Genomic DNA, 20,706 nt, shown 5'->3' on the forward strand with positions numbered 1-20,706 from the left:
AGCCGCCAGGCGAGGCAGCGTATCGAGGCCACGTGGGGTGACTCGGTCTCGATACGTCGACTCGCCTAGCGGCTCGTCGACTACTCGACCACCGGCTCGCGCTCTCGAGCCGACCTGTCGCAGGCTCAGTGCCGACTCGATCCAAGGATAGCTACTGAGCGGTTTCGTCGCTGGTCGAGTAGCTACCGAGCCGCTAGGCGAGGCAGCGTATCGAGGCCAGGTGGGGTGGCTCGGTCTCGATACGTCGACTACCGGCTCGGGCTGTCGAGCCGCTGGCTCACTCGGCGGTCGACGGCCGGCGCAACGCGGCGAGCTCGGATCGGGAGCGTACGCCGAGCTTCGCATAGATCCGGGTCAGGTGGTATTGCACGGTCTTTGGTGAGATGAACAGTTCCGCGGCCACCTCCCGGTTGGACAGTCCGCGCGCGACGAGTGCGGTGACCGCCTCCTCCTGTGGCGTCAGTTCCACATCACCGCGTTCGCCGCGGCTGACATTCAGACCGCCCGCCTTGAGTTCTCGCTCGCAACGCTCGACGTAGGTGGTCGCGCCAAGCGAGACGAACAGTTCCCGGGCGGTACCGATCACGGCGTCGGCCGCGCGTCGCTTCCCGGCTCGGCGCAAGGTCTGACCGTACGCGAAGTTGACCCGGGCGCGGTCGTATCGCAACGGCAGGCCGTCGAGCAGTTCGAGTGCTTCGGAGAAGGCGCGTTTGGCCTGGTGGATGTCGCCGATGGCGCCGAGATACCGTCCGCGCGCGTACTTCAGTCGCGCACTCGCCGACCGATGCCCGCGCTGCTCGGCGAGCGTCTCGTAGGGCGTCAGCAGAGCATCGGCGGATTCGAGTTCGCCGCCGATGACCAGGGCGTTGGCCAGCACGTCGACCCACGGCCACCAGCCGGGCTCGGCCAGGCCGGGCACGTCGGCGGCCATCGTCACCAACGGTTCCAGGATGCGTCGCACCTTCTCGTAATCGGCAGCCGCTTCGGCGATCTGTGCCCGGGCCAACAGCTCTGGAATACGCATGATCTCGTAGTCGCCGACGCTGGTGGCGGCGTCGGCAACGCTGAGCTCGGCGTCGGGCCAATCGCCGCGCAGCGAATGGATGGCGGTTGCGGTCCAGTTCAACAGCGGACTCGCGAGCTCGATACCGCTGCTGCGGGCCAGTGCTCGACCCTGCTCGACGTTGTGCAGGGCGCTTTCCCAGTCGCCGGTGAGGAATTGTGTGCGCGCCAGCCACGCCAGTGCCCACAACGAGATGCGGGTGGAACCACCGAGTGTTGCCATCGAGACCGCAGTCTCCAGATTGCTACGCGCGGCCCCGACATCGTCGAGACCCAACTGAAGCCAGCCGCGACCCATGGTGGCCCGCTGCGCTTGCGCCCCGAACCGGATCCGATCGGTGAGATCGGCGTACTCGGCCGTCGCCTCGGCCGGTCGCCCCGACCATGCCAGGCCCAGACCGCGAATCACCGCAGCCTCGACCCCGGCCGGGGATTGGCTGCCCGCCATGGTGATTGCCCGGTCGGCCCATTCGACGAGTTCGTCGCCCTGACAGCGGACCAGATTGTGAAGAACGTAACGCTGGGCGATCAGGGCTGCGATGTCTGGTTCACGGTCGAAGTTGACGATGTCCCATGCGCGATCCAGACGAACCCGGGCTTCTGCGGCTCGACCGCGGAGGATTGCCAGATAGGCGAGAGTCGCGTTGCGCAAGGGGGTTTCACGCAGGCTCTCCACCAGGGGTACCAGTGCTGCCGCGCCAACACAGTCGCCTGCGGCGAGCAGGGCGTCAACCGCGAGGGTGACGCGGGTGTCACGCGGGACCGGGTCGGACGTGAGTCGGGCCGCTTGGCGGAACAATCCGGCCGCTTCGGCCCAGGCGCCGTCGGCAGAGCGACGACGCGCAAGGTCATCGAGGTCATTCGCCAGTTCGGGATCGGTTGTCGGGGTGGCGGACACCTGGTGATGCATCCGACGTGCCGGGTCGCTCACCAACTCGGCTGCGCGCCGGTGTGCGGCACCGACGGCCTCCATCCCCATGATCTCGAGCACTGCCGCACGGATGAGCGGATCGGTCGGTCGCGGTTGTGCGTCGGCGGGTGTCAGCGCCGCCCCGAGGGTGATGAGCCCACTGTCGCCGGCTTCGTCGAGCGCCGCCAGCGGGGCGTCGAGTCCGGCGAGCGTGACCGCCGTCGAGAGCGGTTCGCCTTCATCGACGATCATCAGCGACTCCACCAGCGCACGGGCGGGCGCCGAGCATTTGTGCAGCCGCGTTCGGACGTCGTCGACCAGGTAACTCGGTGCCGGCAGCGCGATCCCGGTGCGTGACCACGTCCCGGCAGGCAGCTCATCGAGCAGGGACACGATGTGCCGAGGATTCCCGCCGGTGTGGCGGGTGAGGCTCTCGAGCATCGCCGGGTGCAGCACGATTCCTCGCTGCGCTGCGAGTTCGGCCACTGCGGGAGCAGCGATACCACGAAGTCGCAGCTCGTCGGCGAGGAGACCGGGCGGTCGGCCGATAGTGGACGGCGTCATCGACATCACCACCAGCGTCGGACGATCGCGCTGTTCGCGGATGACCGCGAGCAACGTTTGCATCGACTCCTCGTCTACGAACTCGGCGTCGTCGATCGTGATGAGGGTGGGCGCGTCGAGGTCACCGAGCACGTCGGCCAGTGCCGCCCTGCTGGCGTCGGACGACTGGGTGAGCTGACGCAGCACACCACCCGCGGACTGGTGATCGGAAGCCGACGCCTGCGCGTACAGCGTGCGTGCGGTGTCCGCAGACTCGTTGTGCCGGTTCGCAAGATGGGTGAGCAAGGTCGACTTGCCGATGCCCCGCTCGCCGATGATCATCATGAACTCGGTCCGGCGGGCGGCGTGGCTGCGGGCGAGGATGGTCGCGATCTCCTGCTCCCGCCCGACGCAGGCGGCGACGACCATCATCGCCCCATCGTATGTCCGAACCGGGGTCCCGCGGTGCCGAACACCGTCAGCCCAGATCTCCACCCGCGACCGGCAGCACCGTGCCGGTGATGTAGGAGGCCTCGTCGGAGGCCAGGAAGCAGATCGCCGCAGCCTGCTCATCGAGTGTGCCATAGCGGTTGAGCAACGACGACGACAACGTCTGGTCGATGTGCGCTTGGAACCAGTCCTGTTCGGTCGCATTGGCCGGCGTCGGAGTGCCGCGCGATACCCGGCGCGGTGGTGCCTCGGTGCCACCCGGCGCGCTGGCGACCACCCGGATGCCCGACTCCGCATATTCCATCGCCAGCGAGGCGGTGATCGCGTTGATGCCGCCCTTTGCCGCGGAGTATGGAATGCGGTTGATACCGCGGGTGGCCGCCGACGACACGTTCACGATGACGCCGCCGCCGTGGGCCACCATCGACGGCAATACCGCCCGGCACGCGAACAGCGTCGTCATCAGTGAACGGTCGATCTCTGCGCGGATCTCGCCGTCGGTGAACTCGGTGAACGGCTTGAAATTGATGGCGCCCCCGACGTTGTTGATCAGCACGTCGACCCGGTCGAAGGCCGTGAGCGCCGAGGACATCACCGCTTCCGCGCCACCGAAATCCTCGAGGTCGGCGATCGCGGGTACGGCGGCGGCGCCGGACGCGGTCAGTTCGTCGGCCAACTCGGCCACCAGGTCCGACCGGTCTGCCAGCACCAGTTTGCCGCCCTCGGCGCTGATGCGGCGCGCGGTGGCCGCGCCGATGCCCTGCGCGGCGCCGGTCACCACGACGACCTTGCCGGCGAAACGGCCGGGGGTGACGAAACGCGGCCGACGAGCGGCCATCTCGTCGGCCATCGCACGCCGCATGGTCTGCTTGGAGCGGTCGGCGTGCGCGGCGATCAGAGCCCGCGCGGCGTCGCGGTCGCCCGACTCGAAGGCGGCGACGATGTCGACGTGGTCGCGGGCACACAGCGGATGACACCAGGTGGCGTTGCGCAGCACCTCACTCATACGTCCTTTCACGCCCAGAGCCTGATATGCGTCGAGGAGATGAGTGTTGCCGGTCAGGCTGAACAGGTAGTCGTGGAAGTTGGCATTGGTCTCGGTGTACTCGGCGGCATCGACGAATCGATCGCCGTCTACGAACGGCAACGTGGTCTCTGCCAGAAGTCGGTACCCGGCGAGCTGTTGACTGGTCAGTCGTCCGAAAGTCAGTTCCAAAGCGCCGAGTTCGAGTGCGGCCCTGGCCTCGAAGAGCGCGTCGGACTCGTGGATCTCCGGATGCTCCTCGCCGATCTGGTAGCCCTCGGGCGTGATCGTCGTCGTGTCGGGAGTGCCGACCGCCGGCGTGTCGTCGGCCACCGCTGACGCCGAACCCGTTTCGGGTACCGAGAGCGGCTCGATGTCGCTGGGGACGAACACCTCGTGGCCCGCGATGCCCCGCGCGTCGACGAAGATGAGTCGACCATCGTCGGGGTCGATATCCGCGTTGTTCCCGGTGGAACGCCACACCTGCTGGCCCGCGATGCGGAATCGGCTGTCGTCGTCGGTGGATTCGGCAACCGGCCCCCACCACGGCGAGAGCTCGACCGCCGGCAAGGTGATCTGCCCGGCGATCGCGCGTGCATCGCCCGTGGGGATCACGCTGTCCTCGACGGTGATCACAGTCTGTGCCACGTCGGTTGCCGGAGTCTGGGCGACCGAAGTGGTGGATGCCGACGGAACCGCGAGCGCGAACTTTTCGTAATAGAAACCGGTCGGATCGATGCCGGCGTCGGCCACGTGGGTGCGGACCGACTCGACCATCGGTGGGGGTCCGCACAGGTAGATCGCAACGTCACCGTCGTAGAGGTGGTCCGGAGAGATAAGACTCATCACATAGCCCTTGTTGGGAGCGGTGCTGTCCGGGTCGGAAACGCAGTGGTCCCAGGTGAATCCGGGCAACTCGCGGGCGAAGTACTCGATCTCGTCGAATGCCACCAGATCGGTGTCGGTGGACACACCGTAGATGAGGTGCACCTTGCGACGACTGTCGTCGTCCTGCAACTTGCGCAACATCGACAGAATGGGTGCCAACCCGGTACCGCCGGCCAACAGCAGCACCGGTCGGGCGGCCTCGCGCAGAAAGAAGGAACCATGCGGTCCGGTGAAGGTGATCGCCTCCCCGCGGGCGGCGCGTTCGGTCAGGTACGTCGACATCGCGCCGCCCGGCGTCAGCTTCACCAGGAAGACCAGTCGTTCTTCATGGGGTCCGTTGGCGAACGAGTAGGAGCGCGTGAGCAGTTCGCCCTGGCCGTCGTCGGTGCCGGGTACGGCGATGTTCACGTACTGGCCCGGGAGGAAGGCCAGATCGCCGCGGTTGGCGATTTCGATCACCAGCCGCATCGTCGACTCGGACAGGCGTTCGATCTCGACGACCGTACCGGTGAATGTCGAGGCCTGGGTCTTGGCGATGTCGGAGGTCGCCGGGATCTGCAGCACCAGATCGGATGTGGGCTTCATGCAGCAGGGGAGTGCATAGCCCTCGGCGGACTCCTCGGCTGACAGTGCGTCCTCGATGTAGGTGCCGCCATCGTAATCGCCGGATTCGCAGAACGACTTGCACGTTCCGCAGGCGCCGTCCCGGCAGTCGAGTGGAATGTTGATGCGCTGACGATAGGAGGCGTCGGCGACGGTCTGGTCCTCACGACAGGTGATGAACCGGGTGACACCGTCCTCGAAGGCCAGCGCGACCTGGTGGGTGCGGTCGTCGGCGCCGGTGGGCGCGGACAGGTCTCGGTCGGTGGTGACAGTCATCTGCTCGAATTCCTAGAAGTGATAGACGTCCACCACATGGTGGATGTAGTCGTTCTTCAGCACGATCGTCTTGCGACGGATGAGTGGCTGCTCACCGGAGAAGTCGATGGTATAGAACGAGGTCCCGTAGTACGGGTCGACGGTGTTGTACCGGAAATACATGGTGTGCCAGTTGAACCGAACGTCCACAAGGTCGCCACGCCGTTCGATCACCTCGACATTGGTGATGTTGTGACTCGTCCGCGGCTCCGGCAGTGAGGTGGCCGACGACCGTTCGGTGCGAATGCGGAACACCCGGTCCTCGAGGCCGCCCTTGTTGCCGTAGTAGATCAGCGAGATCTCGCGCTGTGGATTCTCGGTCAGACGGTCGGCGTCGTCCCACGACGGCATCCAGTAGACGACGTCGTCGGCGTAGCAGTCGAGCCATTTCTCGAACTCGCGGTCGTCGAGGTACCGGGCCTCGCGGTAGAGGAACTGCTCGATCATGTTCTGGGTGATGAGCTTTTCTCCAGTGGTGGTGGAGGTTTCGGGCTGGGTGGAGGTCATGGGGTGGGTCCTGTTCGGAGTTTGGCGGGTCAGGTCGCCGGGGTCTCGATACGCCCTCGGCTAGCGCCTCGGGCTACTCGACCGGCGGGATGGGGCGGGGTCTCGATACACCCTCGGCTAGCGCCTCGGGCTACTCGACCGGCGGTCGACTGCTGATCGAGTAGCCGCGAACGGAGTGAGTGGCGTATCGAGATCGCGGGGTGGCGGGGCTCGATACGCTCTCGGCTGGCGCCTCGGGCTACTCGACCGCCGAAGGACTGTTCTCTTCCTGGGCGGCCGCCTTGCGCATTGTCTCCAGCCAGTAGCCGTGCTGGACGGGATACAGGCCTTCGTCCTCGTTCCTGACTCCTGCGGAGATGACACCGGTCATGCCGAGGGTTTCCGCGACGGGATCGGGGCCACTGAGCCAGTGCTCGGCACCGCGGCTCATGTCGTTCCACGGCGCGGCCTGCGCGCGGAAGGTGAGCTGGCAGGAACGGAACTCCTCGAGATCGTCGGGCGTCGCCATACCCGAGGCGTTGAAGAAGTCCTCGTACTGCCGAATCCGGTGGGAGCGGGCGGCATCGCTCTCTCCCTTCGGGGCGATGCAGTAGATGGTGACCTCGGTCTTGTCCGGCGCAATCGGCCGGAAGTGACGGATCTGAGTGGAGAACTGATCCATCAGATATACGTTCGGGTACAGGCAGAGGTTGCGTGAGCCCTTCACCATGAATTCGCCCTTGGCGTCTCCGAACTCCTTCTTGAGCTCATCCATCTTGTCCCAGAGAGGCCGGTCTTGGGGGTTGGCCGCCCACGTCCACAGGCACAGATGCCCGTTCGGGTACGACCAGTACCCGCCACCGGATTTGCCCCAGCCACCCGCGTCGAGTGCCTTGGTGTCGTTCTTCGACTCGCCGGTGGAGCGTCGCGAGGTGGTAGCCGCGTAGTTCCAGTGTGTCGCGGTGACGTGGTAGCCGTCGGCGCCGTTCTCCGCCTGCACCTTCCAGTTGCCGTCGTAGGTATAGGTGGAGGCACCGCGCAGCACCTCGAGGCCCTCGGGAGACTGGTCGACCAGCATGTCGATGATCAGCCGGGTGTCGCCGAGGTGATCGTCGAGCGACTGCACATCGTCGTTGAGGCTGCCGAACAGGAACCCGCGATAGTTGTCGAAGCGTGCGACCTTGGTGAGGTTGTGCGAGCCGTTGACATTGAACGTGTCCGGGTAGCCCGCATCGTCGGGGTCCTTCACCTTGAGCAACGTGCCGTCGTTGCGGAAGGTCCAGCCGTGGAAGGGGCAGGTGAGAGTCATCCGATTGTCTGTCTTGCGCCGACAGATCATCGCGCCCCGGTGCGCGCACGCATTGATCAGGCAGTGCAGCTCGCCGTTCTTGTCGCGCGTGATCATCACCGGTTGCCGGCCGATGTAGGTGGTGAAGTAGTCGCCCGGGTTGGGCACCTGACTCTCGTGCGCCAGGTAGATCCAGTTGCCTTCGAAGATGTGTTTCATCTCCAGTTCGAAGATGTCCTCGTCGGTGAAGATACGGCGGTTGGCCCGGTAGATGCCGGCTTCGCGGTCGTCGATGACGGCATCGGTGAGAACCGAGTGCACATGCTGCAGGTTGTCGGTGATCGACGCGGTCATGTCCTACCTCCAAGAGTGTGGGCTGTCCTCTGCACTCTCGCATCGCGTGGCCTCTGTCACACCAGGAACATTGCCAGTCCTGACCCAGCATCCTATTGATCGATGCGATTCATGAATAACGGGAAATCATGTTCTTGTCTGGTATGGATCATCGGCCTACCGTTGGGACAGACGTGGTGCCGATCACAGCGGACCACTTTCAATGGTGAGAGAGACAGAGAGTCGCACGACATGGAGCTACGGCATCTTCGCTACTTTGCAGCGGTCGCCGACACCTGCCACTTCGGGCAGGCGGCAACCCAGCTGCACGTGGCTCAGCCGGCTCTGTCGTATGCCATTCGCCAACTCGAGTCCGAACTCGACGTCACCCTGTTCACACGCACCACCCGGCAGGTGTCGCTGACACCCGCTGGCGAGTATCTGCAGGGGGAGGCGGCACGAATCCTCGCGGGTGTCGACGATGCCGTCGAAGGTGTCCGGCGCATCGCCGCGGGACGCAGTGGCGTCATCCGGTTGGGTCTGACGGGCATCGCCGCGTTCTCCCACCTTCCTCGCATCGCGCGGGTGGTCAAGCGGGAGTTGCCGGATGTCGACCTGCACATCCAATCCGACATGCTGACGCCGGTGCAGTGCGACAGCCTGCGTGCTCTGTCCATCGACCTCGGCGTGCTACGGCCGCCGGTGGTGGGCGACGGTATCGCCATGCGTTTGATCGACGTGGAACCGATGGTGCTCGCGGTGTCGGTGGACCATCGCCTCGCGGTGGAACCGGTGGTCGCCGTGGAGGATCTGCGCAACGAGATGTTCGTGATGTACGACAGCCAGGACTCCGCGGTCAACGATGCGGCGGTCCGCACTTGCCACCGCGCGGGTTTCGTGCCACACCGCGCGCACCGGGCGCCGGGCACGGCGGTGCTGCTCGCGCTGGTGGCCGCCGGGATGGGCGTCGCGGTGGTGCCGGCGTCGGTGCGATCACTTCCGCTGGAAGGGTTGGTCATTCGCGACCTGGTGGACGCCGGCAGCGTCGAACTCGCCCTCGCCTGGCGTGGCGGCCAGGACAACCCGGTGGTGCACAGCGTAGCCGAGGTCATCGCGGCGGCATTCGCCGCGGACTCGGTCGTGCCCCGTCGCTCCCCGAACGACACCTACGTTGGAGAACAGCTATGAAGATCACTGCAGTGGAGGCGATACCATTCGCCATCCCGTATTCGAAACCATTGCGGTTCGCCTCCGGCGAAGTGCATATCGCCGAACATGTGCTGGTGCGGGTGCACACCGACGACGGCATCGTGGGGGTCGCCGAAGCGCCACCGCGCCCATTCACCTACGGCGAGACTCAGGACGGGATCGTCGCGGTGATCGACAAGGTGTTCGCACCGCAGGTGATCGGTCTGACCCTGCTCGAGCGTGAGGTGGTGACCGGCCGGCTCGCCCGAACCGTGGGTAACCCCACAGCGAAATCCGCAGTGGACATGGCGATCTGGGATGCACTGGGAAAGTCGCTGGGACTACCGGTGGCCGAGTTGCTCGGCGGCTACACCGACCGCATGCGCGTCAGTCACATGCTGGGTTTCGACGACCCGGCCACCATGGTCGCCGAGGCCGAGAAGATGCGCGATACCTACGGCATCACCACCTTCAAAGTGAAGGTGGGGCGTCGGCCGGTACACCTCGACACCGCGGTGGTGCGCGCTCTACGCGACCGATTTGGTGCCGATGTCGATCTCTACGTGGACGGCAATCGCGGCTGGACGGCGTCGGAGTCGGCGCGGGCGATGAAGGAGATGGCCGACCTCGGTTTGCTGTTCGCCGAGGAACTGTGTCCGGCCGACGACGTGATCGGCCGGCGATGGCTGGTCGGGCAGCTCGATGTGCCGTTCATCGCCGACGAGTCGGTGCCGACTGCCGCCGATGTCACGCGGGAAATCCTCGCGGGAGCCGCCACCGCCATCAGCATCAAGACCGCTCGCACCGGCTTCACCGCGTCTCGCCGCGTCCATCATCTCGCCGAAGGACTCGGACTCGAGGTCGTGATCGGCAATCAGATCGACGGTCAGGTCGGCACGGCCTGCGCGCTGGCATTCGGGACGGCGTTCGAATCGACCTCGCGCAATGCCGGTGAGCTGTCGAACTTTCTGGACATGACCGATGACCTGCTGGCGCATCCGCTGCAGATCAGTGACGGCCACCTGCACCGGTGCGCCTCCGCCGGAATCGGGATCGAGATCGACCCGGACAAACTCGCCCACTATCGAACCGATCGGAGTTGACGATGTTGTTCCACGTACGGATGGATGTCCACATCCCCGGGGACCTCGATCCCGACGTGCGCGCAGAGATCGTGGCACGCGAGAAGAGGTACTCGCAGGATCTACAGCGCAGCGGTAAATGGCCGCACATCTGGCGGATCGTCGGCGAGTACTCCAATTACTCGATCTTCGACGTGACCGACAACGACGAACTGCACGAGATCCTCTCCGCGCTCCCGCTGTTCGCCTACATGGACATCGCGGTGACCCCGCTGGCCACCCACCCCTCGGATATCGCAGCGGGCTGAGACGGCCCTCATTCCGCATGCGTCAGCCCACCGGCCGATCAAGAAGGAGCACGACCCATGACCGACATCAGCTTTGACGCCGAGGTCACCGCCAAGGCCGCCGAATCCGGCGCCAACGCTTCGGCGCGATTCCGCGAACGGATGGCATCGGCGGGTACCCGCGAGGGTGTCGTCGACACCGCCCGCGTCGACTACCTGGCCTCCAAGGTCATCAAGGGCCTCAACGACATCATCCTCGAGGACAAGGTCAGCTACGCCGAGTACAACGCACTCAAGGCGTGGCTGATCAAGGTCGGCGAGGACGGCGAATGGCCGCTGTTCCTCGACGTCTGGCTCGAGCACTCCGTCGAGGAGGTCGCCAGCGAGCACCGAGAGGGCAGCAAGGGCACCATCGAGGGGCCCTACTATCTGGACGGCTCACCGGAATTGGAGTGGAACGGCACCATCCCGATGCGCGACGACGAACCGGGCATGCCACTCGTGTTCGCGGGCCAGGTGCGGGCCGTCGACGGCACTCCGCTCACCGGCGCCAAAGTCGAACTGTGGCATGCCGACGACCTCGGCTTCTACTCCCAGTTCGCCCCGGGCTTGCCGGAGTGGAATCTGCGCGGTACCTGGACTGTCAACGAGGACGGCCGATTCGAGATCCACACGCTGCGTCCGGCGCCCTACCAGATCCCGACCGATGGTGCGTGCGGCCAGCTCATCGCGGCCGCCGGGTGGCACGCCTGGCGCCCGGCCCACCTGCACTTCAAGGTGAGCGCACCCGGCCATGAGCTGATCACCACCCAGCTGTACTTCCCCGGTGATCCGCACAATGACGACGACATCGCGTCGGCGGTCAAGCCCGAACTCATGCTGGATCCGAGGGAGAACCCCAACGGCGAAGGCGTCGTGGTGGACTACGACTTCGTCCTCGACCCCGAGCGCTGAACGGATGCTCGTCGCACCCACCGCGGTGGTCGGTGCCACGTCCTGCGCTGACCTCGCCGGCGTGCGACACCAGGCTCAGTCGTGGCGGTCCGCGGAATTGGCGATCGCCGATCGGGATCTGACCGACGCGGCGCTGGCCGACCTGGCCGAGACCGCGCAGGCACACAGGGCGGAGTCCTTCGCCCGCGCGGTCGGTGCGATCCAGTCGGCCCGCGCCGGTAGGTTCCCGGTGATCCCGCACATCGACGCCGCCACCGAGATCTTCCGCAGTTTCCTGCGTGCGGACATGATCGACGGCTGGCTTTATGTGCGGGAATCCGACGGACATCTGCATCCGTATCTGGTCACCGACATCACCCTGGAGCACGCCGACCGCACCCACGGGCCGCGCATCAAGGTGACGATGGAGGCCGACAACGCGACGGTCAAGCGCCCGTCGCGTGCACCCCGGCTGCTGGTGTTCGAGGAGACCGAGGTGGTCGGCAAGGTACCTGCCGATGCCCTGGCCGCCGGCGGGTCCTACAAGGAGACGCCGGAGCTCAAGGCGGCGTATGAGATTCGGCGCGACCGATACCACGAGGTGATCGACACCGGGTTCGGCACCCAGTTCCGGTTCACCGGCCGGGTGATCCGCACCGACGACTACCGTGCACCGAACAAACGCGACAACCGCAAGGTGATCCAGGACGTCGCGCCGGGCGAGATCGCCGCGCTGCGGATGGTCGCGCCGTCGATCCTGTTCGGTGACGACGAGTCCGGCACCGACTACGGTCCGGTGCCGGTCATCACAGCAGTGCGCGTCTTCGATCTCGGGGCGCAGGATTTCCTGGACGTCAACACCGCCGACCTGGATACCTATGTCTACGATGTGCATCTGCAGGACAAGCTGGTGTTGCCCGACGAGCAGCGGGAACTGTTGAACATCTTGACCACAGACATCTCGGTGTTCACCGGAGACATCATCGATGGCAAGTCGGCCGGTAACGTGATCCTGGCCAAGGGGCGACCGGGCGTGGGGAAGACGCTCACCGCCGAGGTGTACGCAGAGGTGACGGGGCGCCCGCTGTACTCGATCCATTCCGGCTCACTCGGCACCACCGCCGAACTCGTGCGCAAGAATCTCGAGGTGATCTTCGACCGGACCAAGCGCTGGGATGCGGTGCTGCTGCTCGACGAGGCGGACGTGTTCGTGATGGAGCGCGGCCTGGATCTGGCGCAGAACGCCATAGTCGCCGAATTCCTGCGCACTCTGGAGTATTTCGACGGTTTGCTGTTCCTGACGACCAATCGCGTCGACGGTGTCGACGAGGCGATCCTGGCGCGCTGTGCCGCTGTCATCGAGTATCAGCCGCCGGGGCCCAAACACGCCCGGGAGATCTGGCAGATCCTCGCGGCCGGCAACGATGTGGTGCTCGGCGAGGATCTACTCGACGACCTCGTCGGCGGCTTCCCCGACATCACGCCGCGCGACATCAAGATGCTGTTGCGGCTGGCACTGCGGATGGCGCGGCACCGCGACGTCGAACTCGATGCGTCGGTGTTCGCGAGCAGTGCGGTGTTCCGCGGGCTGCACTACGTCTCGGCGCGCGAGCGCGGGTGACTCTACTCTCGAGGGCGTGGAGTACTCTTTCGAGATCGTCTCGCTGTTGGTCTCACCGGCCCACGCGTACTTCGGCAGACCGAAGGACGGTCCGGCCGTGCTGGTGCAGACGTCAACGCCAGAACAAGTGGAGATCGTCGCAGACAAGGGAATTCGCGGCGATCGCTTCTTCGGCGTCCGTGCGCACACCGAGGCCGCGGTCACCTTTCTCGCACTCGAGGCGTGGCAGGCCGCCGCCGGAGACGTCGACCCCTCAGTGGCGCGACGCAATGTGGTGGTACGCGGCCTCGAACTCGACCCGTTGCGAGCACACGAGTTCACCATCAACTCCGGGAGCGGCCCGATTCGCTTCCGTGGCGGCCGCCCGGCACACCCGTGTTCCTGGATGGACACCGTTGCCGGAGAAGGGGTGCGCAAGGCGCTGATCGGTCGCGGCGGCCTGCGGACGCAACCGCTGACCTCAGGTGTTCTGCACGTAGGTCCGGCCGTCCTCACCGCCGATGTCGATCTCGACGCTGCTCGGGCCGCCGATCAGGTGAAACGGGCTCAGCCGCTGCGGTGATGGCCGTGGTTCTCTGTGTGCAATCAGCCGGCCAGCGCGCGTAAGAAGAATCCGAGATTGGCCGGCTTCTCGGCGAGTCGGCGAACGAAGTATCCGTACCACTCGCTGCCGTACGGGATGTAGACGCGTATACGACGACCCGTGGCCGCCAGCCGCTTCTGTTCATCGGAGCGAATTCCGTAGAGCATCTGGTGTTCCCACGAGTCCGGGGTACGTTCGAGTTCATCGGCCATCGTCTGCGCCGCGTCGATGATGACCGGATCATGGCTGGCGACCATCGGATACCCGTCGCCCTTCATGAGGATTCGCAGGCAGCGTAGGTAGGACTCGTCGGTGAGTTCGCGAGTCGGATAGGCGACCGACGCAGGTTCGGCGTAGGCGCCCTTGCACAGCCGGATCCGCGCACCCGATCTGGCGAACTCGACACAGTCGTCCTCGGTGCGGCGCAGGTATGCCTGTAGGACGGTGCCGACTTCTGGGAAATCACTGCGCAGGCTGCGGACGATGCCGAGACGTGTCTCCACGCCCGTGTGATCCTCGGCGTCGATGGTGACCAGCACACCCGCGTCGTGTGCCGCGGCGGCGATCCTACGGGCGTTCTCCTCGGCGATCTTGGCGCCGTGGTCGGACAGGGATTGGCCCAGCGCGGTGAGTTTCACCGACACCTCCAGGGCAGTGGTTGCGGTCCCGGCCAGGGAAAGCCGCCCCATCGCTGTGATGAGGTCGAGGTAGGCCTCGACAGTGGCCGTGGCCTGCGCGTCGTCGGTGGTGTCCTCACCCAGGAAGTCGACGCTGACCGCGAGTCCCGCATCGAGCGACCCGTGAATTGCGGCGAGGACGTCGGCCTGCGTCTCCCCGGGAACAAACCGCTCGACCACCTGCCGGGTCATCGCCGTCCGCTGTGCGGTCTCCCGGATCCGGTTGCTGCCGGCGGCCGCGAGGATCATCGGTCGCAGGGTGGCGTCGAACAGACTCATGACAGATCGCTGCGCATGTGCGGATACGACGATGCGGTCGGTGGCACGAAGGTCTCCTTGATGGTGCGGGTGGAGGTCCACCGCATCAGGTTCGCCTTGGAGCCGGCCTTGTCGTTGGTTCCCGATCCGCGGGCGCCTCCAAAGGGTTGCTGGCCGACGACGGCCCCGGTCGGTTTGTCATTGATGTAGAAATTGCCCGCCGCCTGCCGCAAGACGCCGGACGCGTTCGCGATGGCGTCGAGGTCGGTGGCGATCACTGCGCCGGTCAGCGCATACTTGGCGGTCGTATCCACCAGGCGCAAGGTGTCGTCGAACGTGTCGTCGTCGAAGACATGGACCGCCAGGATGGGACCGAAGTATTCCGTGGCGAATGCGTCATCGGTCGGATCATCTGCCAGCAGAACGGTGGGTCGGACGAAATAGCCTTCGCTGTCGTCGCATTCGCCACCGGTGGCCACGGTGAGATGGGGTACCGTCTTGGCGCGATCTATGGCGGCAACGCTCTTGGCGAACGCACGACGGTCGATGACCGCGCCACCGAAGTTCGACAGGTCACGCACATCTCCATAGGTCAGTTCTGTTGCTTCGGTGAGGAAGTCATCACCCATGCGGTCCCACACCGAGCGGGCCACGTAGGCGCGTGAGGCGGCCGAACACTTCTGCCCCTGATATTCGAAGGCGCCACGGATCAGGGCGGTGCGTGCGACGTCCGGGTCGGCCGAGCTGTGGGCGACGATGAAGTCCTTGCCGCCGGTTTCCCCGACGATGCGAGGATAGTTGCGGTAGCGGTCGATGTGGCCGCCCACCTCGCGCCACAGGTGCTGGAATGTCGCCGTGGAACCGGTGAAGTGGATGCCCGCCAGATTCTGGTCGGGTAGAACCACCTCGGAGAGTTCCTTCCCGTCGCCGTGCACGAGGTTGATGACCCCGTCGGGCAGTCCGGCGGCACGTAACAGTGCCATCGTCTCGGCAGCGGCATATGCCTGGGTGGGTGAGGGTTTCCAGATCACGGTGTTGCCCATCAACATCGGAGCCGTCGGCAGGTTGCCGGCGATGGCGGTGAAGTTGAACGGGGTGATGGCATACACGAAACCGTCGAGCGGCCGGTGGTCGAGGCGGTTCCACACCCCCGGTGATGAGATCGGTTGCTCGGCAAGGATCTCACGGGCAAAGGCGACGTTGAATCGCCAGAAGTCGATCAGCTCACAGGGTGCGTCGATCTCGGCCTGCTGCACCGATTTCGACTGTCCGAGCATCGTTGCCGCGGCGATGCGCTCACGCCACGGACCGCTCAACAGATCGGCCGCGCGCAGCAGTACGGTGGCGCGCTCGTCGAATGTGGTGGACGCCCACTGCGGCGCCGCCACGAGCGCGGCATCGACCGCCGCGCGGGCGTCGTCGTGGGTCGCGTTGGTGATGGTGCCGAGGACCTCGTGGTGGGCATGCGGCTGGACTACATCGACGAGTGGGCCGGTGCCGGAGCACTCACGCCCGCCGATGATGTGCGGCAGGTGCTGCGGGTCGGCGGCGGAGCAGCGGTCGAGTTCGGCGACGATCAGGCTGCGTTCGGCGCTACCCGGCGCATAGATGTGTACCGGTTCGTTGGTCGGTCGAGGGGGACTGGTGACGGCATCCATGTGCTTACTTCACCGCGTGTGCGGCGACGAGGACATGGCTCATCGGCCAACGCGATATCGGACTCTTTGTCGGATCGAACAACGAACCGCAGGCATACTGGAATCATGTCCGTGTCCGCAGGTGTATCCATCGGACGGCTGCTACTGGCCTTGGACCGTACGGTCGCGCAGTTGATCACCGCACCCGCGGGTCTCGACGCGATCGTCTCCTCCGCAGCGCTGCTGGATGTCGACGACGTCCGTCTCGGTCTGGGACGCGCGGCGCGTGGAGCGGACATGTTCCTGTTCGTCGGGGTCCCCGACGACACGCTGCACAGTTGGCTGTGCGGCCTCGACTCCCGCGCGCCGGTCGCGGTGTTCTGTAAATCGCCATCGGCGCAGGTCGTGGTACATGCAGAGGCCACCGGAACCGCGGTAGTCGCCGTCGACCCGCATGCCCGATGGGAGCGGATCTATCACCTCATCATGCGCGTGCTGGAGGCCGAGGCGGGCGGTGAGTCGCAGGGCGAATCGATGCGGACGGGCGCCACCGGCGACCTCTTCGACCTTGCGGCCGAACTAGCTCGACGCACCCGTGCTCTGGTGAGTGTCGAGGACGAACGGTCGCATGTACTGGCCTACAGCCGCGCCGGCGACGAAGCGGACGAATTGCGCAGGCTTTCGATCCTGGGCCGCGAGGGTCCGCCGGAGATGATGGCCTGGCTGCGGACCTGGGGGGTGATGGACACGCTGCGCACGTCGTCGGAGGTGATTCGGGTGGACGAACACGCCGACCTCGGCATCCGCGCGCGGCGTGCGGTGGCGATCCGGGCGGCGGGCTCGGCGGTGGGGGAGTTCCTCGGGGCCATCTGGCTGCAACGAGGCGCCGTCGACTTCGCCGAGGATACCGACGACGTGTTGACCGGCGCGGCCGCCGTCGCGGCGCGGGTGATCTCGCGTGGCCGGGCCCGCGGGAACGACCACGCCGTGACCGTCCGCCGGCTACTCGGGGTACGTGGCGAGATCGTGGACCCCGAGTACCTTGCGGCGCAACTCGGAATGGTGCCTGACGCGACCGTAGTGGTGGCCGGTCTCGCGTCGTCGCCGGCAGGATCGATCGGCCCAGGCGAGCTTTCGGCGGTCACCCTGCACGCCAGCGCATTCAGCCCGTTGTCGGTGACCGGGACGCTGGGCTCCCGGATATATGTGGTCGCGCCCCGGGTGGCCGCCCAGGCGACGGTGGCGTGGGCGCGAGCGGCGATCGACGCAGCCGAGCGACAGTTCGGCGCCCGCCTGCGGGTGGTCGTCGCCGGCCCGGACGTCGGACTCGAATCGGTGCCGAGGCTGCGCGGCCAGGTCGATCGGGTCCTCGATGCGGCCGAACGTGAGGGCGAATTGATCGGCGACGTCGCCACCGTCGAGGAATCGCAGACGGGTGTGTTGCTCGGTGAGATCGTGGCGCATCTGGCAGCCAACCCCGAACTCGTGGACAGTCGGGTTGTCGAGCTGGCCGACACCGACGAACGCACGCGAAGCCAGTTCACCATCACTCTGCGCACCTACCTCGACCACTTCGGCGACGTCCGTACGGCGGCTGCGGCGCTTCATGTACACCCGAACACGTTGCGTTACCGCATTCGTCGGTTACAGGCGCTCACCGGAATGGATCTGGACGATCCCGCGACGCGGCTCGTGGTGGCGCTGTCGTTGAGGGCTATACGTGGATGAGGGGATCGAGATGACCGGCGACGCCCGCGACGCCATCAGGCGCGTGCTGGACAGTGAACGAACCGAGACGACGCGACTCATCGAACAGCTCTCGGCGCGTCTGGCGGCGGTGATCGAGGCGACCGCGGACTCCAGCTCCGACGACGAGCACGACCCGGAGGGGTCGACACTCGCGGTGGAGCGTGGCCAACTGGTCGCGCAGCTGGAGCGGTCGCGGGTGCGACTCGACGAACTCGACGCCGCGCTGAGCCGCGCGGACGCTGGTACCTATGGGCGGTGCGAGCGCTGCGGTGAGCCGATCTCCGATGCCCGGCTCGAGGCCCTTCCGGCCGCGCGGTTGTGCATCGGTTGCGCGTCGCGAGGTTCGACGCGTCGGTGGTGATCTGCCGCTCCGGCAACGCAGAACCACGCTGCGCTCATCGAAGCGCACCCCACTCGGATACGAACCCCGTACGGAAAGCGAAGTGCCCCAGAGAACACCCGCTGTTCGGGTTGTTCTCTGAGGCACTTGTCGCCGAAGCGTGGCCGGGCGGCCGAGCGCCGCCCGGCGCTGATCAGCGGGCGGTGATCAGAGGATGGTGAGCATCTCGTGATAGGTCGGCAACGGCCACAGGTCGTCGGCCACCATGGTCTCGAGCTTGTCGGCGACCTCCCGGACCTCGGTCATCGCCGGGATCAACGACTTCAGCGCGTACTCCGCTTCGGCCTCGACCGAGTCGCCGTGGAATTGGTCGATGGCCTCTTCGAGCGTGACCATCGCGGTGTAGAGATCCTTGAGGTTCTTGGTCACCGTCAGCATCACCGGATGGTCGGTCTCCACGCCCGCGGCCTTCAGGCTCGCCGCGGTTGCGGCCAGTTCTCCCTGGTAGCGGTTGGTGGCGGGCAGGATCATCGTCTTCGCGATCTCGAGGGACTCCTTCGCCTCGACGAGCAGCGCGAGCGCGTACTGCTCGAGGACGACCTCCTTGCGCGCCTCGAGCTCACGGTTGCTCAGGATGCCGTAATCGCTCATCACCGACTTGATGGCCGGCTCGTCGAGCTGCGCCATCGCGTCGACGGTGGTGCGCAGGTTGAGTAGGCCGCGTGAGGCCGCTTCCTCCTGCCACTCGTCGGAGTAACCGTTGCCGTTGAACACCACTTTGCCGTGTTCGACGATGATGTCGGAGAGCAGCTTCTGCACAGCAGAGTTGAACTCGGTGCCGTCGGAGAGTTCCTTCTCCAGGAAGGTGGCGACGTAGTCGAGGGAGTCGGCGAGCATCGCGTTGATCGCGATCATCGGGTCGGCGATCGACTGGTTGGAACCGGGGGCACGGAACTCGAAGCGGTTGCCGGTGAAGGCGAACGGGCTGGTGCGGTTGCGGTCGCCGGCATCGGCCTTCAGCGGCGGCAGGGTGTCGACGCCGAGTTCGAGCACACCGGTCTGCTTGGATTCCTTGGCGCCGCCCTTGGCGATCTGGTCGAAGACGTCGGCGAGCTGGTCGCCGAGGAAGATCGAGATGATGGCCGGCGGCGCCTCGTTGGCGCCGAGGCGATGGTCGTTGGACGCCGAGGCGATCGAGGAGCGCAGGAGCCCGCCGAACTTGTGCACGCCGCGGATGATGGCGGCGCAGAAGACCAGGAACTGCTCGTTCTCGTGCGGGGTGTCGCCCGGGTTGAGCAGGTTACCCTGGTTGCTGTTGCCCAGCGAGAAGTTCACGTGCTTGCCTGACCCGTTGACACCGGCGAACGGCTTCTCGTGCAGCAGGCACACCATGCCGTAACGCTCGGCGACCTTCTTCATGGTGGTCATCATGAGCTGCTGGTGATCGTGGGCGAGGTTGGACTTCTCGAACACCGGCGCGATCTCGAACTGGCCTGGCGCGACCTCGTTGTGCCGGGTCTTGGCCGGGATGCCCTGCTTGAAGAGCTCACGGTCGAGTTCGATCATGAACGCCAGCACCCGGTCGGGGATGGCGCCGAAGTAGTGGTCGTCGAACTCCTGACCCTTCGACGGCTTGGCGCCGAACAGGGTGCGGTTGGTCGACATCAGGTCGGGACGCGAGAAGTAGAAGTGGCGGTCGATCAGGAAGTACTCCTGCTCGGCGCCGGCGTAGGAGACGACGGTGTCGATGTCGGTGTGACCGAACAGCTCCAGCACCCGCATGGCCTGCTTGCTCATCGCCTGCTGGCTGCGCAGCAGCGGAGTCTTCTTGTCGAGCGCCTCACCGGTCCACGAGATGAAGATCGTGGGGATGCACAGGGTGTTGCCGTTGGGGTTCTCCAGAATGTAGGCCGGGCTGGTCACATCCCAACCGGTGTAGCCGCGCGCCTCGAACGTGCCGCGCAGTCCACCGTTGGGGAAGCTCGACGCATCCGGTTCGCCCTGCAGCAGGGTCTTGCCCTGGAACTCCGCCAGCGACGCGCCGCTGGAGTCGGGCTCCAGGAAGGAGTCATGCTTCTCGGCGGTGAAACCGGTCAGCGGGTAGAAGACGTGCGCGTAGTGGGTGGCGCCCTTCTCGATGGCCCAGTCCTTCATCGCCACCGCGACGTAATCGGCCAATGCCGGGTCGAGCGGCGCACCCTTGTCGATGGTCGCCGACACCGCCTTGAAGACATGTTTGGGAAGCCGATTCTTCATCACCCCGAGCGTGAAGACGTTGCGTCCGAAGGTATCTGCCAAGGGTTCGGGGAAGCCGTCGGTTTCCACCTCGTAGGTGGTCACTGCTTCGATGGCTTGACGGCGAGACATGCTGCCACTCATGGTCACTCCTGGGTTCGTCGCCTGCCGGACCACGGACACCCGACAAGCTCGTTGTGCAAGCGATATGACG

General features: G+C 65.8%; 15 protein-coding genes. 8 read left to right on the forward strand and 7 right to left on the reverse strand.

Going from position 1 to position 20,706, the window contains the following annotated elements; all coding sequences use genetic code 11:
- Positions 1 to 277 precede the first annotated feature (277 nt).
- From ACIGKQ_RS03825 to benA, 4 genes are all read right to left on the reverse strand, one after another.
- On the reverse strand, positions 278 to 2,947 hold the full coding sequence (locus tag ACIGKQ_RS03825) for a LuxR C-terminal-related transcriptional regulator (RefSeq protein ID WP_396572379.1): 2,670 nt from the start codon (positions 2,945 to 2,947) through the stop codon (positions 278 to 280).
- A 46-nt stretch (positions 2,948 to 2,993) separates the two neighbouring features.
- Positions 2,994 to 5,756 carry a benzoate 1,2-dioxygenase electron transfer component BenC gene (gene benC, locus ACIGKQ_RS03830; RefSeq protein WP_235725482.1) on the reverse strand — a complete coding sequence of 921 codons (2,763 nt, stop codon included), beginning with the start codon at positions 5,754 to 5,756 and terminating at the stop codon, positions 2,994 to 2,996.
- Between the two features lie 12 nt (positions 5,757 to 5,768).
- The gene (gene benB / locus ACIGKQ_RS03835; RefSeq protein ID WP_272492746.1) at positions 5,769 to 6,302 is read right to left on the reverse strand and encodes a benzoate 1,2-dioxygenase small subunit; all 534 of its coding nucleotides are present in this window, start codon (positions 6,300 to 6,302) and stop codon (positions 5,769 to 5,771) included.
- Positions 6,303 to 6,540: 238 nt separating this feature from the next.
- Positions 6,541 to 7,923 (reverse strand): benzoate 1,2-dioxygenase large subunit, encoded by a 1,383-nt coding sequence (gene benA / locus ACIGKQ_RS03840; RefSeq protein WP_266059867.1) that lies wholly within the window; start codon positions 7,921 to 7,923, stop codon positions 6,541 to 6,543.
- A gap of 231 nt (positions 7,924 to 8,154) precedes the next feature.
- Between benA and ACIGKQ_RS03845 the strand changes: the two genes are divergently transcribed.
- Genes ACIGKQ_RS03845 through ACIGKQ_RS03870 form a run of 6 tightly spaced genes read left to right on the forward strand, consistent with a single transcriptional unit; the run spans position 8,155 to position 13,575 of the window.
- The gene (locus ACIGKQ_RS03845; RefSeq protein ID WP_235725484.1) at positions 8,155 to 9,090 is read left to right on the forward strand and encodes a LysR family transcriptional regulator; all 936 of its coding nucleotides are present in this window, start codon (positions 8,155 to 8,157) and stop codon (positions 9,088 to 9,090) included.
- Positions 9,087 to 10,193 carry a mandelate racemase/muconate lactonizing enzyme family protein gene (locus tag ACIGKQ_RS03850; protein ID WP_235725485.1) on the forward strand — a complete coding sequence of 369 codons (1,107 nt, stop codon included), beginning with the start codon at positions 9,087 to 9,089 and terminating at the stop codon, positions 10,191 to 10,193. The genes ACIGKQ_RS03845 and ACIGKQ_RS03850 overlap by 4 nt, the downstream gene beginning before the upstream one ends.
- 2 nt (positions 10,194 to 10,195) lie before the next feature.
- Positions 10,196 to 10,480, forward strand: coding sequence for a muconolactone Delta-isomerase (gene catC / locus ACIGKQ_RS03855; protein ID WP_396572382.1), 285 nt, complete (start codon positions 10,196 to 10,198; stop codon positions 10,478 to 10,480).
- A gap of 57 nt (positions 10,481 to 10,537) precedes the next feature.
- Complete coding sequence (gene catA, locus ACIGKQ_RS03860; protein WP_396572384.1) at positions 10,538 to 11,413, forward strand: catechol 1,2-dioxygenase; 876 nt, start codon at positions 10,538 to 10,540, stop codon at positions 11,411 to 11,413.
- Positions 11,414 to 11,417: 4 nt separating this feature from the next.
- Positions 11,418 to 13,013 (forward strand): AAA family ATPase, encoded by a 1,596-nt coding sequence (locus ACIGKQ_RS03865; RefSeq protein ID WP_396572386.1) that lies wholly within the window; start codon positions 11,418 to 11,420, stop codon positions 13,011 to 13,013.
- Between the two features lie 16 nt (positions 13,014 to 13,029).
- On the forward strand, positions 13,030 to 13,575 hold the full coding sequence (locus ACIGKQ_RS03870; RefSeq protein ID WP_235725490.1) for a molybdenum cofactor biosysynthesis protein: 546 nt from the start codon (positions 13,030 to 13,032) through the stop codon (positions 13,573 to 13,575).
- 23 nt (positions 13,576 to 13,598) lie between these two features.
- Here the strand turns inward: ACIGKQ_RS03870 and ACIGKQ_RS03875 are convergent, their stop codons facing one another.
- Together ACIGKQ_RS03875 and pruA are read right to left on the reverse strand one after the other, a co-directional pair.
- Positions 13,599 to 14,552 carry a proline dehydrogenase family protein gene (locus ACIGKQ_RS03875; RefSeq protein ID WP_266059864.1) on the reverse strand — a complete coding sequence of 318 codons (954 nt, stop codon included), beginning with the start codon at positions 14,550 to 14,552 and terminating at the stop codon, positions 13,599 to 13,601.
- On the reverse strand, positions 14,549 to 16,189 hold the full coding sequence (gene pruA / locus ACIGKQ_RS03880) for an L-glutamate gamma-semialdehyde dehydrogenase (protein ID WP_396572389.1): 1,641 nt from the start codon (positions 16,187 to 16,189) through the stop codon (positions 14,549 to 14,551). The genes ACIGKQ_RS03875 and pruA overlap by 4 nt, the downstream gene beginning before the upstream one ends.
- A gap of 105 nt (positions 16,190 to 16,294) precedes the next feature.
- Here pruA and ACIGKQ_RS03885 point away from each other — a divergent pair, with 105 nt between their 5' ends.
- The gene (locus tag ACIGKQ_RS03885; RefSeq protein WP_396572391.1) at positions 16,295 to 17,896 is read left to right on the forward strand and encodes a PucR family transcriptional regulator; all 1,602 of its coding nucleotides are present in this window, start codon (positions 16,295 to 16,297) and stop codon (positions 17,894 to 17,896) included.
- A 10-nt stretch (positions 17,897 to 17,906) separates the two neighbouring features.
- On the forward strand, positions 17,907 to 18,278 hold the full coding sequence (locus ACIGKQ_RS03890; protein WP_268900523.1) for a TraR/DksA C4-type zinc finger protein: 372 nt from the start codon (positions 17,907 to 17,909) through the stop codon (positions 18,276 to 18,278).
- A gap of 186 nt (positions 18,279 to 18,464) precedes the next feature.
- Here the strand turns inward: ACIGKQ_RS03890 and ACIGKQ_RS03895 are convergent, their stop codons facing one another.
- Positions 18,465 to 20,636 (reverse strand): glutamine synthetase III, encoded by a 2,172-nt coding sequence (locus ACIGKQ_RS03895; protein ID WP_235725498.1) that lies wholly within the window; start codon positions 20,634 to 20,636, stop codon positions 18,465 to 18,467.
- Between the last annotated feature and the right edge of the window lie 70 nt (positions 20,637 to 20,706).

The organism is Gordonia sp. NPDC062954 (genome assembly GCF_044543825.1).
Taxonomy (GTDB): domain Bacteria; phylum Actinomycetota; class Actinomycetes; order Mycobacteriales; family Mycobacteriaceae; genus Gordonia; species Gordonia tangerina.